Annotated in this window: 9 protein-coding genes; 8 read left to right on the plus strand and 1 reads right to left on the minus strand. The window is 64.2% G+C overall.

Annotated elements, in window-relative coordinates:
* Entirely contained in the window at positions 1–1,224 is a 1,224-nt protein-coding gene (locus FJ414_RS08515; protein ID WP_140643397.1) for an ROK family transcriptional regulator, read from the minus strand.
* A 210-nt stretch (positions 1,225–1,434) separates the two neighbouring features.
* On the opposite strand from FJ414_RS08515, the gene FJ414_RS08520 reads away from it, so the two are divergent.
* The 8 genes from FJ414_RS08520 (at position 1,435) to FJ414_RS08555 (ending at position 13,866) form a co-directional block, all read left to right on the plus strand.
* Positions 1,435–2,463 carry a sugar ABC transporter substrate-binding protein gene (locus tag FJ414_RS08520; protein ID WP_140643399.1) on the plus strand — a complete coding sequence of 343 codons (1,029 nt, stop codon included), beginning with the start codon at positions 1,435–1,437 and terminating at the stop codon, positions 2,461–2,463.
* A gap of 95 nt (positions 2,464–2,558) precedes the next feature.
* Positions 2,559–3,635 carry an ABC transporter permease gene (locus FJ414_RS08525; protein WP_140643401.1) on the plus strand — a complete coding sequence of 359 codons (1,077 nt, stop codon included), beginning with the start codon at positions 2,559–2,561 and terminating at the stop codon, positions 3,633–3,635.
* A complete protein-coding gene (locus FJ414_RS08530; RefSeq protein WP_140643403.1) occupies positions 3,632–4,429 on the plus strand; it encodes an ATP-binding cassette domain-containing protein in 798 nt (265 codons plus the stop codon). The genes FJ414_RS08525 and FJ414_RS08530 overlap by 4 nt, the downstream gene beginning before the upstream one ends.
* Positions 4,430–4,563: 134 nt before the next feature.
* Positions 4,564–7,026: a glycogen/starch/alpha-glucan phosphorylase gene (locus FJ414_RS08535; protein ID WP_140643405.1), complete on the plus strand. Its 2,463-nt coding sequence runs from the start codon at positions 4,564–4,566 to the stop codon at positions 7,024–7,026.
* A 119-nt stretch (positions 7,027–7,145) separates the two neighbouring features.
* Positions 7,146–9,359: a 1,4-alpha-glucan branching protein GlgB gene (glgB, locus tag FJ414_RS08540; RefSeq protein WP_140643407.1), complete on the plus strand. Its 2,214-nt coding sequence runs from the start codon at positions 7,146–7,148 to the stop codon at positions 9,357–9,359.
* A 63-nt stretch (positions 9,360–9,422) separates the two neighbouring features.
* Positions 9,423–10,691, plus strand: coding sequence for a glucose-1-phosphate adenylyltransferase (glgC, locus tag FJ414_RS08545; RefSeq protein WP_140643409.1), 1,269 nt, complete (start codon positions 9,423–9,425; stop codon positions 10,689–10,691).
* Between the two features lie 97 nt (positions 10,692–10,788).
* Positions 10,789–12,234, plus strand: a complete 1,446-nt coding sequence (gene glgA / locus FJ414_RS08550; RefSeq protein WP_140643411.1) for a glycogen synthase GlgA — start codon at positions 10,789–10,791, stop codon at positions 12,232–12,234.
* 3 nt (positions 12,235–12,237) lie between these two features.
* A complete protein-coding gene (locus FJ414_RS08555) occupies positions 12,238–13,866 on the plus strand; it encodes an alpha-D-glucose phosphate-specific phosphoglucomutase (protein WP_140643413.1) in 1,629 nt (542 codons plus the stop codon).
* Positions 13,867–13,996 lie beyond the last annotated feature (130 nt).

Raw genomic sequence — 13,996 nt, forward strand, 5'->3', positions numbered from 1 at the left:
TCAGGCGCCCCCGGACGTGTTCGGTCCGATCAGGAAGCGCTCGGAGAGCGGCAGACTGGCGCCGCCCATGGCGCGTGCGTGGATGCCGACCGTTCCCTCGCGCACGACAGGCAGTTTCAGTCCTTCGGCATCGATGCGGGCGATCGCTTCCGTGACGGCATCGACCAGCCGGCGCCGCACGTCGAGCGGCATCCAGCCATCGATGACCGCCGCTTCGAAATCGATGACCGACGAGGCAGCGACGATGGCATAGGCGAGCGCCCGCGAGGCGCTGGCGATCCACTCGTCGAGATCGGCGCCGATCTCGCCCCATTCCTGCGGCGAGGTCCAAAGATAGGAGCCGTCGATGCCCTTGGCGGAGAGCGCCCTTTCCAGCATCGCGATCGAGGCGACGTCGATGAGCTGCGTCGGCTTGCCGTCCGGCCCCGGCACCGGCATCGAGCCCAGCGCGCCGGCGTTGCCGTTCGGCCCGCTGTAGAGGCGGCCGTTGAGCACGATGCCGCCGCCGGCGAAGGCGCCGATATAGAAATAGACGAAATCGCGCGCCGCGCCGGCCCGCCCGAAGACGAGCTCCGCACCACAGGCCGACGTCGCGTCGTTCTGCAGGTAGACGGGAAACTCGCACTGCCCCTGGATGTCGGCGCGGATGTCGCGATGGCGCCATTCGTCCATGATCTCGCGCGGCGCGCCGGCCGTGTCTGCCCAGTTCCATAGCTCGAACGGCATGGCGATGCCGAGCCCGGCGATGCGCTTGTCCTGAGCCGGCGTCAGCGCGCCGCGCATCGTCTTGATGCCGGCGGTGACGAACTCGACGGTCTCGCGCGGTGCGGGATAGCGGTAGGAATGCTGCAGCATGGCGCGCACATTGCCGAGGAAGTCGATCAGCACGAGCTCGGCGCTGCGGCGACCGATCTTGAGGCCGATGAAAAAGGCGCCTTCCGGATTGAGCGCCATCGGGATCGAAGGTTGGCCGATCTTGCCGCGCAGCGGCGCCTGGCGCACGAGCAGCTTGTCTTCCTCGAGCTCGCGCATGATCACCGACACTGTCTGGGCAGACAACCCGGTCATGCGCGCAATGTCGGATTTGGCCAGGCTGCCATGCTGGCGCACCAGGGACAGCACGAGCCGCTCATTGTGGTCGCGCATGCCGCTCTGGTTGGTGCCGCGATGCAGCCGGCTTTCCAAAGCCTCGGGCGAACCGTGCCTCGCAATGCCGGTCTCCACCCTGTTCCTCCCGTCTGTTTCCCCTCGATGCTTTTCGTTCAGAATGAGTGAACAGCGCAAGAGTGTCAATAATAAATAAGAGTGATTTAATTATTGACAGCCGTTCCGGACTGGTGTCTCTTTGACATCGCGCCCATACTGGGAGAACTTCGGTGGGCGCTCCGCAGGCGCCGGTTGGCCGGCGCCGGAGTGGTTCACTGGGAGGAAATCATGCGTAAATGGACTATCCTGAAGGCGGCCGTTGCCGGCCTTGCCTTTTACGGCGCGATGGCCACGGCCTCGTATGCCGCCGACATCGTCGGCCTGATCACCAAGACCGAGGGCAACCCGTTCTTCGTCAAGATGCGCGAAGGCGCGCAGGCCAAAGCCAAGGAGCTCGGCCTCACGCTGCAGACCTTTGCCGGTAAGTTCGACGGCGACAATGACAGCCAGGTCGCGGCCATCGAGAATCTGATCTCGGCCGGCGCCAAGGGCTTCGCCATCGTGCCGAGCGATTCCAGCGCCATCGTGCCGACCATCAAGAAGGCGCGCGATGCCGGCCTGCTGGTCATCGTGCTCGACACGCCGCTCGATCCGATCGACGCAGCGGACGCCACTTTCGCAACCGACAATTTCAAGGCAGGTGAGCTGATCGGCGAGTGGGCCAAGGGCACGCTGGGCGACAAGGCCTCCAGCGCCAAGATCGCCTTCCTCGATCTCGCCACCAACCAGCCGACCGTCGACTATCTGCGCGACCAGGGCTTCATGAAAGGCTTCGGCATCGACATCAAGGATCCGAAGAAATACGGCGATGAGGACGACGCGCGCATCTGCGGCCATGAGATGACCGGCGGCGCCGAGGATGGCGGCCGCACCGCCATGGAAACGCTGCTGCAGAAGTGCCCGGACGTGAGCGTGATGTACACGATCAACGAGCCGGCGGCGGCCGGTGGCTACCAGGCGCTCAAGGCGGCCGGCAAGGATGACGGCTCGGTGCTGGTGGTTTCGATCGACGGCGGTTGCCCGGGCGTCAAGAATGTCGCGGCCGGCGTCATCGGCGCGACCTCGCAGCAATATCCGCTGAAGATGGCCGCCATGGCCATGGAAGCGATCGAGAAGTTTGCCAAGACCGGCGAAAAGCCGAAGCCGACCCCCGGCAAGGAGTTCTTCGACACCGGCGCCACGCTGATCACCGACAAGCCCGTCAATGGCGTCGAGTCGATCGACAGCAAGAAGGGCGCGGAACTTTGCTGGGGCTGACGCCTTCCTAAGACCCGCAACAACGGACTAAACTCACTGAAAGGGCGGCTCCGGCCGCCCTTTCCCGAAGCACGGGATCCTGGGAGGGGATAAAGATGAGCGACGACACAACCGGCTCGGTCTCGGCCGAGCGCGGCCTTCAGGGCCACGACCAGTCCGTGGCGAGTTTTGATGAGGACCGGGGTTCATTTGTCAAAACCCTGCAGCGCTTCCTGCACGAATATCCCACGGCCATCCCGTTCATTGTCCTGGTCATCGGCGTTTTGATTTTCTCGGTCGCGGCGGGCGGGCGCTTCTTCGCGCCGTTCAATCTTTCGCTGGTGCTGCAGCAAGTCACTATCATCGCCTTTCTGGGCATCGCCCAGACGCTGGTCATCCTGACCGCCGGCATCGATCTTTCGGTCGGCGCCATGATGGTGCTGTCGTCCATCGTCATGGGCAGGCTGACCGTCACCTATGGCGTGCCGGTCGAATTGAGTTTCGTGCTGGGCCTGCTCACCGGTCTTGTCTGCGGCCTGATCAACGGCGTGCTGGTGGCGGTGATCAAGCTGCCGCCCTTCATCGTCACGCTCGGCACCTGGAGCGTCTACGGCGCGATGGTCATCTACGTCTCGCATTCCGAGACCGTGCGCGCCCAGGACATCGAGGCGGCGGGACCGCTGCTGCAGTGGCTGGGCCACACGATCAGGTTGGGTGGCGGCGCGGTGCTGACCTACGGCGCCATCGCCATGATCCTGACGGCTCTGATCATCTGGTATGTGTTGAACCGCACCGCCTTCGGCCGCCATGTCTACGCCACCGGTGACGACGACGAAGCCGCACGCCTCGCCGGCATCAACACCCGCGGCGTGTTCATTGCCGTCTACACGCTGGCCGGCTTCATCTGCGCCGTCGCCGCCTGGGCGCTTATCGGCCGCATCGGCGCCGCAAGCCCGCTCGGCAACCAGACCGCCAATCTCGATGCCATCACCGCCGTGGTGATCGGCGGCACCTCGCTGTTCGGCGGGCGCGGCTCGATCGTCGGGACATTGTTCGGCGCGTTGATCGTCGGCGTCTTCCGCAATGGGCTGGCGCTCGCCGGCGTCGACTCGCTCTGGCAGGAGTTCACCGTCGGCATCCTCATCATCCTCGCCGTCACCATCGATCAGTGGATCAGGAAGATTTCGGCATGAGCACCCAGTCGATTCATCAGGTCCCCATTCTTCAGGCCAAAGGCCTCAACAAGCGCTACGGCAGGGTGGTCGCTCTCGACAATGCCGATTTCGACCTGATGCCGGGCGAGATACTTGCCGTCATCGGCGACAACGGCGCCGGCAAGTCGACGCTGGTGAAGGCGCTCTGCGGCGCGGTCATCCCGGACTCCGGCGCGATCGAGCTCAACGGCCAGCCGGTGCATTTCCGCTCGCCGATCGAGGCGCGCATGGCTGGCATCGAGACCGTCTACCAGAACCTGGCCTTGTCGCCGGCGCTGTCGATCGCCGACAACATGTTCCTCGGCCGCGAACTGCGCAAGCCGGGTTTTGCCGGGCAATGGCTGAGGAGGCTCGACCGCTCGGCCATGGCGCGCATCGCCCGCGAGAAACTGTCCGAGCTCGGGCTGATGACCATCCAGAACATCAACCAGTCGGTCGAAACGCTCTCGGGCGGCCAGCGCCAGGGCGTGGCGGTGGCCCGCGCCGCGGCCTTCGGCAGCCGCGTCGTCATCATGGACGAGCCGACCGCGGCGCTCGGCGTCAAGGAAAGCCGCCGCGTGCTGGAGCTGATGCTCGACGTCAAGAAGCGCGGCCTGCCGATCGTGCTCATCTCGCACAACATGCCGCATGTCTTCGAGGTGGCCGACCGCATCCACATCCATCGTCTGGGCCGTCGCCTCGCCGTCATCGATCCGAAACAATATACAATGTCCGACGCTGTCGCTTTCATGACCGGCGCCAAGGCTCCGCCGGAAGTTTTGGAGACGGCCTGATTGGGCCGTCTTGTTCCGGCACACGACCATTGGCCAGCCGTCTAAATCGATTGAGTATATGTTGCAATGCACTAGGATGGGCTGGGAGGAACGATACAAGCCGTTATGATCACGCCAGTTGAACGAGAGGCGAAATGACATCCGCCATGACGATCGAAGCCCCTGTTCTCGACAATCCCGATCCCAAGACCCTCGCTGAGGAGGTCTTGATGTCGCTCAAGTACCGGGTCGGCAAGGACACAACCGTCGCCACGCCCTATGACTGGTTGACGGCTTCGATCAAGGTCGTCCGCGACCGCATCGTCGACCACTGGATGCAGGCAACCAAGGAAGCCTATGACCAGCAGGAAAAACGCGTCTATTACCTTTCGCTGGAATTCCTGATCGGGCGCCTGATGCGTGACGCCTTTTCCAATCTCGGCCTGATGGAGAACATGCGCGAGGCCCTGTCCTCCCTCGGCGTCGACCTCGACCTCATCGCGGGGCTCGAACCGGACGCCGCGCTCGGCAATGGCGGCCTCGGCCGTCTCGCCGCCTGCTTCATGGAAAGCATGGCGACCGTCGATATCCCCGCCCATGGCTACGGCATCCGCTACGCCAACGGCATGTTCCGCCAGGAAATCCACGGCGGCTGGCAGGTCGAGCTGCCGGAGACCTGGCTCGATCACGGCAATCCCTGGGAGTTCGAACGGCGCGAGCGCTCCTTCGAGGTCGGCTTCGGCGGCTCGGTGGAATCGATCACCTCCAAGGACGGCCGGCTCGAACGCCACGTCTGGAAGCCGACCGAGCATGTGCTGGCAGTTGCCTACGACACGCCCGTCGCCGGCTGGCATGCCAGGCGCGTCAACACGCTGAGACTTTGGTCCGGCATGCCGATCGATCCGATCCTGCTCGACAAGTTCAACGCCGGCGACCACATCGGCGCGCTGGCCGAAAGCAACAAGGCCGACGCGCTGTCGCGCGTGCTCTATCCGGCAGATTCCCACATGGCCGGGCAGGAGTTGAGACTGCGGCAGGAGTATTTCTTCTCCACCGCCTCGCTGCAGGACATCGTGCAGCGTCATCTCAGCCAGTATGGCGACCTGAAATCGTTGCCCGACAAGGCGGCGATCCACTTGAACGACACCCATCCCGCGGTCGCCGTGGCGGAGCTGATGCGGCTCCTGATGGACGTCCACGGCATGGACTTCGACCAGGCCTGGGACATCACCAAGCGCACCTTCGGCTACACCAACCACACGCTGTTGCCCGAGGCGCTGGAAAGCTGGCCGGTGCCGCTGTTCGAACGTCTGCTGCCGCGCCACATGCAGATCGTCTACGCCATCAATGCGCAGGTGCTGCTCGAGGCCCGCGCCACCAACCAGTTCTCGGGCGATCAGATCGCCCGCATCTCGCTGATCCAGGAAAATGGCGACCGCCGCGTGCGCATGGGCAATCTGGCCTTCGTCGGCTCGCATTCGATCAACGGCGTCTCGGCCCTGCACACCGAGCTGATGAAGGAGACGGTGTTCGCCGATCTCCACAAGCTCTATCCCGACCGCATCAACAACAAGACCAACGGCATCACGCCCAGGCGTTGGCTGATCCAGTGCAACCCGGGCCTGACCTCGCTTGCCCGCGAGGCGATCGGCGACCGCTTCATGGACGACATCGAGGCGATCAAGGATCTCGATCCGCTCGCCGACGACGCGGCGTTCCGTGAGAAATTCGCCGCCGTGAAGCGGCAGAACAAGGTGAAGCTCGCCAACCTGATCGCCGATCGGCTCGGCGTTCGGCTCGACCCGTCGGCGTTGTTCGACATCCAGGTCAAGCGCATCCACGAATACAAGCGCCAGCTCCTCAACATCATCGAGGCGATCGCGCTCTACGACCAGATACGCTCGCATCCCGAGCGGGACTGGATGCCGCGCGTCAAGATCTTCGGCGGCAAGGCGGCGCCGAGCTACCACAACGCCAAGCTGATCATCAAACTGGCCAACGACGTCGCGAAAGTCATCAACGGCGATCCGTCGGTGCGCGGGCTGCTGAAGGTGGTGTTCGTGCCGAACTACAATGTCAGCCTGGCCGAAGTGCTGATGCCCGCCGCCGACCTCTCCGAGCAGATATCGACCGCCGGCATGGAAGCATCCGGCACCGGCAACATGAAGTTCGGCATGAACGGCGCGCTCACCATCGGCACGCTCGACGGCGCCAATGTCGAGATGAAGGAACATGTCGGCGACGACAACATCTTCATCTTCGGCCTCACCACCGCCGAGGTCGCCGATCGGCGCAACAATGGCTACAACCCGCGCGGCATCATCGAGGCGTCCCCTGAATTGTCGCAGGCCGTCGCGGCGATCTCGTCCGGCGTCTTCTCGCCCGATGACCCCAATCGCTACCGCGACCTCATGAACGGGCTCTACAGCAGCGACTGGTTCATGGTGGCGGCCGACTTCGATTCCTACGCCGCCTGCCAGCGCGACGTGGACCGCGTCTGGCGCGACAGCCCCGATTGGAACGCGCGCGCCATCCGAAACGTTGCCCGCATGGGCTGGTTCTCGTCCGATCGCACGATCCGCCAATATGCGAAAGAAATCTGGAACGTACCCGTCTGATGTGATTGCATGAGATCACGAACAATGTGGTGTCGTGCATGTCGCCCAAAAGTGCGTTGCGGTTTTCGGGCAACGACATGCACAAAACAAAATAACTCCCGGGGAGGGAACACCGCCTGATGAGGAAGCCGCGCGCGACCGCTGCGACAAGCGGGCCGGACGGACTGGCGCCAGCCGGCGATGTCGCGGCGATTGTCGCCGGAACGCATGGCGATCCTTTCTCGGTCCTAGGCGTGCAGGAAGCCGGTAAAGGCTTCGTCGCCCGCTGCTTCGTGCCCAACGCCGAATTCGTCACCGCCTATACGCTGACCGGCAAGGAGGTCGGCGAGCTCTCCCGCCGCGACGATGCCGGCTTCTTCGAGGGCAAGGTCTCGATCCGCAAGCGCCAGCCGCTGCGCTATCACGCCAGCAACGCCGGCGGCGACTGGTGGCTGACCGATCCCTATTCCTTCGGTCCGGTGCTCGGTCCGATGGACGACTATTACATGGCCGAAGGCTCGCATCTCAGGCTGTTCGACAAGCTCGGCGCCCACATCGTCGAACACGAGGGCGCCACCGGCGTGCATTTCGCCGTCTGGGCGCCCAACGCAAGGCGCGTCTCCGTGGTCGGCGCCTTCAACGATTGGGACGGCCGCCGGCACACCATGCGCGACCGCAAGGACACCGGCATCTGGGAATTGTTCATTCCCGATCTCGGCGCAGGCCAGCCCTACAAGTTCGAGATCATCGCGCCCGACGGCGTGCGCCTGCCGCTCAAGGCCGATCCGTTCGCCTTCGAGTCGGAACTGCGCCCGGCGACCGCCTCGGTGACGGCGCCGCCGATCGCGCATCAATGGGGCGACGAGGCGCATCGCGGCTACTGGCGCAAGGCCGATCCCAGGCGCGAGGCGATCTCGATCTACGAGGTCCATGCCGGTTCCTGGCAGCGCCGCGACGACGGCACGTTCCTGTCCTGGGACGAGCTGGCCGCGCGGCTCATCCCATACGTGGTCGACACCGGCTTCACCCATATCGAGTTCCTGCCGATCTCGGAGCACCCTTACGACCCGTCCTGGGGCTACCAGACCACCGGCCTTTACGCGCCGTCGGCTCGCTTCGGCGACCCCGACGGCTTCGCCCGCTTCGTCGACGGCGCGCACCGCGCCGGCATCGGCGTCATCCTCGACTGGGTGCCGGCGCATTTCCCTGTCGACGAGCACGGGCTGGTGAAGTTCGACGGCACCGCGCTCTACGAGCATGCCGATCCGCGCCAAGGTTTCCATCCCGACTGGAACACGGCCATCTACAATTTCGGCCGCCGCGAGGTGGTGTCGTTCCTCGTCAACAACGCGCTGTTCTGGGCCGAGAAGTACCATGTCGACGGCCTGCGCGTCGACGCGGTCGCCTCGATGCTCTACCTCGATTATTCGCGCAAGGCCGGCGAGTGGATCCCCAACGAGAAGGGCGGGCGCGAGAACCTGCAGGCCGTCTCGTTCCTGCAGAAGATGAACAAGGAGCTTTACGGCCACCACCCCGGCGTGATGACGATCGCCGAGGAATCGACCTCATGGCCGAAAGTGTCGCGTCCCGTGCATGAAGGCGGCCTCGGCTTCGGCTTCAAGTGGAACATGGGCTTCATGCACGACACGCTGGAGTATCTCTCCAAGGAGCCGATCTTCCGCAAGCACCATCACAACGACATCACCTTCGGCCTGGTCTACGCTTTCTCGGAAAACTTCGTGCTGCCGCTGTCGCATGACGAGGTCGTGCACGGCAAAGGCACGCTGCTCAACAAGATGGCCGGCGACGACTGGCAGAAGTTCGCCACGCTGCGCGCCTACTACGCCTTCATGTGGGGCTATCCCGGCAAGAAGCTCCTGTTCATGGGCCAGGAATTCGCCCAGCGCCGCGAGTGGAGCGAGGAACGCGCGCTCGACTGGGACCTGCTCGAATTCGCGCCTCATCGCGGCGTCTGGCAGGCGGTGCGGGATTTGAACTACCTCTACCGTTCGCGCCCGGCGCTGCATGCGCGCGATTGCGAGCCGGAGGGCTTCTCCTGGCTGATCGTCGACGACCGCGACAATTCGGTCTTCGCCTGGCTGCGCAGCGCGCCGGACGGCAATTCGATCGCCGTCATCTCCAATTTCACGCCGGTGCCGCGCCAGAACTATCGCGTGCCGCTGCCGAAGGCGGGAAAATGGCGCGAAATCATCAATACCGACGCCGAGGTCTATGGCGGCTCCGGCATGGGCAATCGCGGCGTGGTCGAGGCGAGCGGGGAAGGGGGAGGCATATCGGCGACGATGCTCTTGCCGCCGCTGTCGACGATCATGCTGGAATTCGTCGCGGATTGAAGCAGATGATGTCTCATCCTGCTCTTGCAACGGTCGGGGCAGCTTGTTTGGGAGGGTAACAAAATGGCAGAGATCAAAAGAACCCAGCCGCTGGCGCGCGATGCCATGGCCTATGTGCTGGCCGGCGGCCGCGGCAGCCGCCTCAGGGAACTGACCGACCGGCGCGCCAAGCCCGCCGTCTATTTCGGCGGCAAGACGCGCATCATCGATTTCGCCCTCTCCAATGCGCTCAACTCCGGCATCCGCCGCCTCGGCGTCGCCACCCAGTACAAGGCGCATTCGCTGATCCGCCATCTGCAGCGCGGCTGGAACTTCCTGCGGCCCGAGCGAAACGAAAGCTTCGACATCCTGCCGGCATCGCAGCGCGTGTCTGAAACGCAGTGGTATGAAGGCACCGCCGACGCCGTCTACCAGAACATCGACATCATCGAGGCCTATGGGCCCGAATACATGGTGATCCTCGCCGGCGACCACATCTACAAGATGGATTACGAGCTGATGCTGCGCCAGCATGTCGACGCCGGCGCCGACGTCACCGTCGGCTGCCTGGAAGTGCCGCGCATGGAGGCGACCGGCTTCGGCGTCATGCATGTCGACAAGAAGGACAACATCATCGCCTTCGTCGAGAAGCCGGCCGATCCGCCGGGCATTCCGGATAAACCGGAATTCGCCCTGGCCTCGATGGGCATCTACGTCTTCAAGACCAAGTTCCTGATGGAACAGCTGCGCCGCGACGCGGCCGAGCCTGGCTCCAGCCGCGACTTCGGCAAGGACATCATCCCTTACATCGTCCAGCATGGTAAGGCGATCGCTCACCGTTTCGCTAAATCCTGCGTGCGTTCCTCGCACGAGTCCGAGCCCTACTGGCGCGACGTCGGCACGGTGGATGCCTATTGGGAGGCCAATATCGACCTCACCGACGTCACGCCCGAGCTCGACCTCTACGATCGCGACTGGCCGATCTGGACCTATGCCGAATTGAAGCCGCCGGCAAAGTTTGTGCATGACGAGGACGGGCGCCGCGGCGAGGCGATCTCCTCGCTGGTGTCGGGCGACTGCATCGTCTCCGGCGCATCGCTGCGCCGCAGCCTTATCTTCACCGGCGCCCGCATCAATTCCTATTCCAAGCTCGAGGAAGTGGTGATGCTGCCCGACGTTACTGTTGGGCGTAAGGCGCGCCTCAAGCGCGTCGTCATCGACCATGGCGTGCAGATCCCCGAGGGGCTGGTGGTCGGCGAGGATCCGGCGCTGGACGCCAAGCGTTTTCGCGTGTCGGAGAAGGGCATCTGCCTGATCACCCAGGACATGATCAACAAGTTGTCGACCCCGTAGGGTCGATCAGCAAGCTGTCGGGTCGATCAGCAAGCTGATGACTTGATCAACAGATTGTCACTTTGACCTGTCACGTTGAGATCGGAATGTGGAGCGCATGCAGGTTCTGTCGGTTACGCCCGAAATCTTTCCGCTGGTCAAAACCGGCGGGCTTGCCGACGTGACCGGCGCCCTGCCGATCGCGCTGGTCGGCAAGGGCGTGGCGATGCGCACGCTGGTTCCCGGCTATCCTGTCGTGATGGCGGCCTTCGCCAAGAAGAAGGCCGTTTACCAGTACCCGCTGCTGCAAGGCGGCAAGGCTTCGGTCCATGCCGTCAAGATCGGCGAGCTCGATCTCTTCGTGCTCGACGCGCCGCATCTCTTCGATCGCCAGGGCGGCCCTTACGGCACGGCCTCCGGCGCCGACTGGCCGGACAACTGGCGCCGCTTCGCGGCCTTGAGCCAGGTTGGCGGCGACATTGCCGGCGGCGCGATCTCCGGCTACCAGCCGGACATCGTTCATGCCCATGACTGGCAGTCGGCGATGACGCTTGCCTATATGCGATACGGCAAGGCGGTCGGCGTGCCGTCGCTGATCACCGTGCACAATCTTGCTTTCCAGGGCCAGTTCGGCGCCGGCATCTTCGGCGAGCTCGGCCTGCCGGCTGTGGCTATGCAACTCGACGGCGTCGAGTATTATGGCGGCGTCGGCTATCTCAAGGCCGGCCTTCAGGCGGCCTGGGCGATCACCACGGTGAGCCCGACCTATGCGCAGGAAATCCGCTCGCCGGAATTCGGCATGGGCCTCGATGGGCTGATCAACATGCGCGCCACCGATCTCTACGGCATCGTCAACGGCATCGACGTCGACATCTGGAATCCCGAGACCGACAAGCATCTGGTGGCCAATTATTCGGCCGAGACGCTTGCGGCGCGGGCCAAGAACCGCAAGGCGGTCGAAGAGCGCTTCAACCTGGAGGCGGACGGCAGCCCGATCGTCTGCGTCGTCAGCCGGCTGACGTGGCAGAAGGGCATGGACATCCTGGCCGCGGTCGTCGACGGCATCGTCGCCGCGGGCGCGCGCCTCGCCATCCTGGGCTCGGGTGACGCCGGTCTCGAAGGCACGCTGCTTGCCGCCGCCGCCCGTCATCGCGGCCGCGTCGGTGTCGTCGTCGGTTACGATGAAGGCCTTTCGCACGTCATGCAGGGCGGCTGCGATGCCATCATCATTCCGTCCCGCTTCGAGCCCTGCGGCCTGACCCAGCTCTATGGCCTGCGCTATGGCTGCGTGCCGGTCGTCGCCCGTACCGGCGGTCTGGCCGACACCATCATCGACGCCAATGAAGCCGCGTTGTCGGCAGGCGTCGCCACCGGCTTCCAGTTCGCGCCCAACAATGGCGGCGCGATGCTGCATGCCATCCAGCGGCTGGTCGAGCAGCATGCCCGGCCGGCGACCTGGGCCTCGATCCAGCGCCAGGGCATGAAGGCCGATGTCTCCTGGGACAAGAGCGCCGAAAAATACGTCGAACTCTATCGCTTGCTGCTTTCGAAAAGGGCTGCCTGAGGCATGATCAAAACCGTCCCCACCAAACCCTATACCGACCAGAAGCCGGGCACCTCCGGCCTGCGCAAGAAGGTGCCGGTGTTCCAGCAGGAGCACTATGCCGAGAACTTCATCCAGTCGATCTTCGATGCGCTGGACGGATTCGAAGGCAAGACGCTGGTGATCGGCGGCGACGGCCGCTTCTACAACCGCGAGGTCATCCAGAAGGCGATCGCGATCGCCGCCGGCAACGGCTTCGGCAAGGTGATGGTCGGGCAAGGCGGGATTCTGTCGACGCCCGCCGCCTCCAACATCATCCGCAAATACAAGACCTTCGGCGGCATTATCCTGTCGGCCAGCCACAATCCTGGCGGTCCGCACGAGGATTTCGGCATCAAGTACAATGCCGGCAATGGCGGCCCGGCGCCGGAAAAGATCACCGACGCGATCTTTGCCAAGTCGAAGGAGATCAAGAGCTTCAAGATCGCCGATATAGGCGCTATCGACATCGACACCATCGGCACCGTCAAGGCGGGCGACATGACGGTCGAGATATTCGATCCGGTCAAGGACTATGCCGAATTGATGGAAAGCCTGTTCGACTTCGATGCGCTGAAGAAGCTCTTCAAGTCGGGCTTCCGCATGCGTTTCGACGCCATGCACGCGGTGACCGGCCCCTATGCCAAGGAGATCCTCGAACATCGCCTCGGCGCGCCCGAAGGCTCCTGCCGCAACTTCAAGCCGCTTCCCGACTTCGGCGGTCATCACCCGGATCCGAACCTGGTGCATGCAAAACACCTCTATGATGAGATGATGGGGCCGGACGCGCCGGACTTCGGCGCGGCCTCCGACGGCGACGGCGACCGCAACCTGATCATCGGCAGGGGCATCTTCGTCACGCCGTCGGACTCGGTGGCGATGCTTGCCGCCAATGCCAAACTGGCGCCGGGCTACAAGGACGGCCTGAAAGGCATCGCCCGGTCGATGCCGACCAGCGGCGCGGCCGACCGCGTCGCCGAAAAGCTCGGCATCGGCATCTACGAGACGCCGACCGGCTGGAAGTTCTTCGGCAATCTGCTCGACGCCGGCATGGCGACCATCTGCGGCGAGGAGAGCGCCGGCACCGGCTCCAACCATGTGCGCGAGAAGGACGGTCTGTGGGCCGTGCTTTTGTGGCTCAACATCCTCGCCGCGCGCGGCGAGAGCTGCAAGCAGATCGTCACCGAGCATTGGGCGACGTATGGCCGCAATTACTATTCGCGCCACGATTACGAGGAGGTCGAAAGCGACCGCGCCAACGCGCTGGTCGACGAACTGCGCGCCAAGCTTGGTTCGCTCCCCGGCACCGGCGTGCGCGGCCTCAAGATCGCCAAGGCCGACGATTTTGCCTATCACGATCCGGTCGACGGCTCCGTGAGCGAGCATCAGGGCATACGAATCCTGTTCGAGGGCGGCTCGCGCGTAGTCCTGCGCCTCTCCGGCACCGGCACGTCAGGGGCGACGCTGCGCGTCTATATCGAGCGCTACGAGCCGGACAAGGCCAGGCACGATCTCGACACGCAGGAGGCGCTCGCCGATCTCATCGCCGCCGCCGACGACATCGCCGGCATCAAGAGCCACACCGGCCGCAACAAGCCGAGCGTGGTTACTTGAGCGTGGCGGCGCGGCGCGGCTCCCCTTGTGGGAGAAGGTGTCGCCGAAGGCGACGGATGAGGAGTGCTCCAGCTTGGCGCAAACCGGCGGTGGCACCGCCGGCGCCTCATTTCTTCCAACACCCCTCATC

Origin of the sequence: Mesorhizobium sp. B3-1-6, from assembly GCF_006439555.1 — a bacterium.
Taxonomy (GTDB): Bacteria; Pseudomonadota; Alphaproteobacteria; order Rhizobiales; family Rhizobiaceae; genus Mesorhizobium.

What these genes read in the sequence shown, in the direction of transcription:
- FJ414_RS08520 (WP_140643399.1), top strand. Translation starts at nt 1,435, where the DNA reads ATGCGTAAATGGACTATCCTGAAGGCGGCCGTTGCCGGCCTTGCCTTT.
- FJ414_RS08525 (WP_140643401.1), top strand. Translation starts at nt 2,559, where the DNA reads ATGAGCGACGACACAACCGGCTCGGTCTCGGCCGAGCGCGGCCTTCAG.
- FJ414_RS08530 (WP_140643403.1), top strand. Translation starts at nt 3,632, where the DNA reads ATGAGCACCCAGTCGATTCATCAGGTCCCCATTCTTCAGGCCAAAGGC.
- FJ414_RS08535 (WP_140643405.1), top strand. Translation starts at nt 4,564, where the DNA reads ATGACATCCGCCATGACGATCGAAGCCCCTGTTCTCGACAATCCCGAT.
- glgB (WP_140643407.1), top strand. Translation starts at nt 7,146, where the DNA reads ATGAGGAAGCCGCGCGCGACCGCTGCGACAAGCGGGCCGGACGGACTG.
- glgC (WP_140643409.1), top strand. Translation starts at nt 9,423, where the DNA reads ATGGCAGAGATCAAAAGAACCCAGCCGCTGGCGCGCGATGCCATGGCC.
- glgA (WP_140643411.1), top strand. Translation starts at nt 10,789, where the DNA reads ATGCAGGTTCTGTCGGTTACGCCCGAAATCTTTCCGCTGGTCAAAACC.
- FJ414_RS08555 (WP_140643413.1), top strand. Translation starts at nt 12,238, where the DNA reads ATGATCAAAACCGTCCCCACCAAACCCTATACCGACCAGAAGCCGGGC.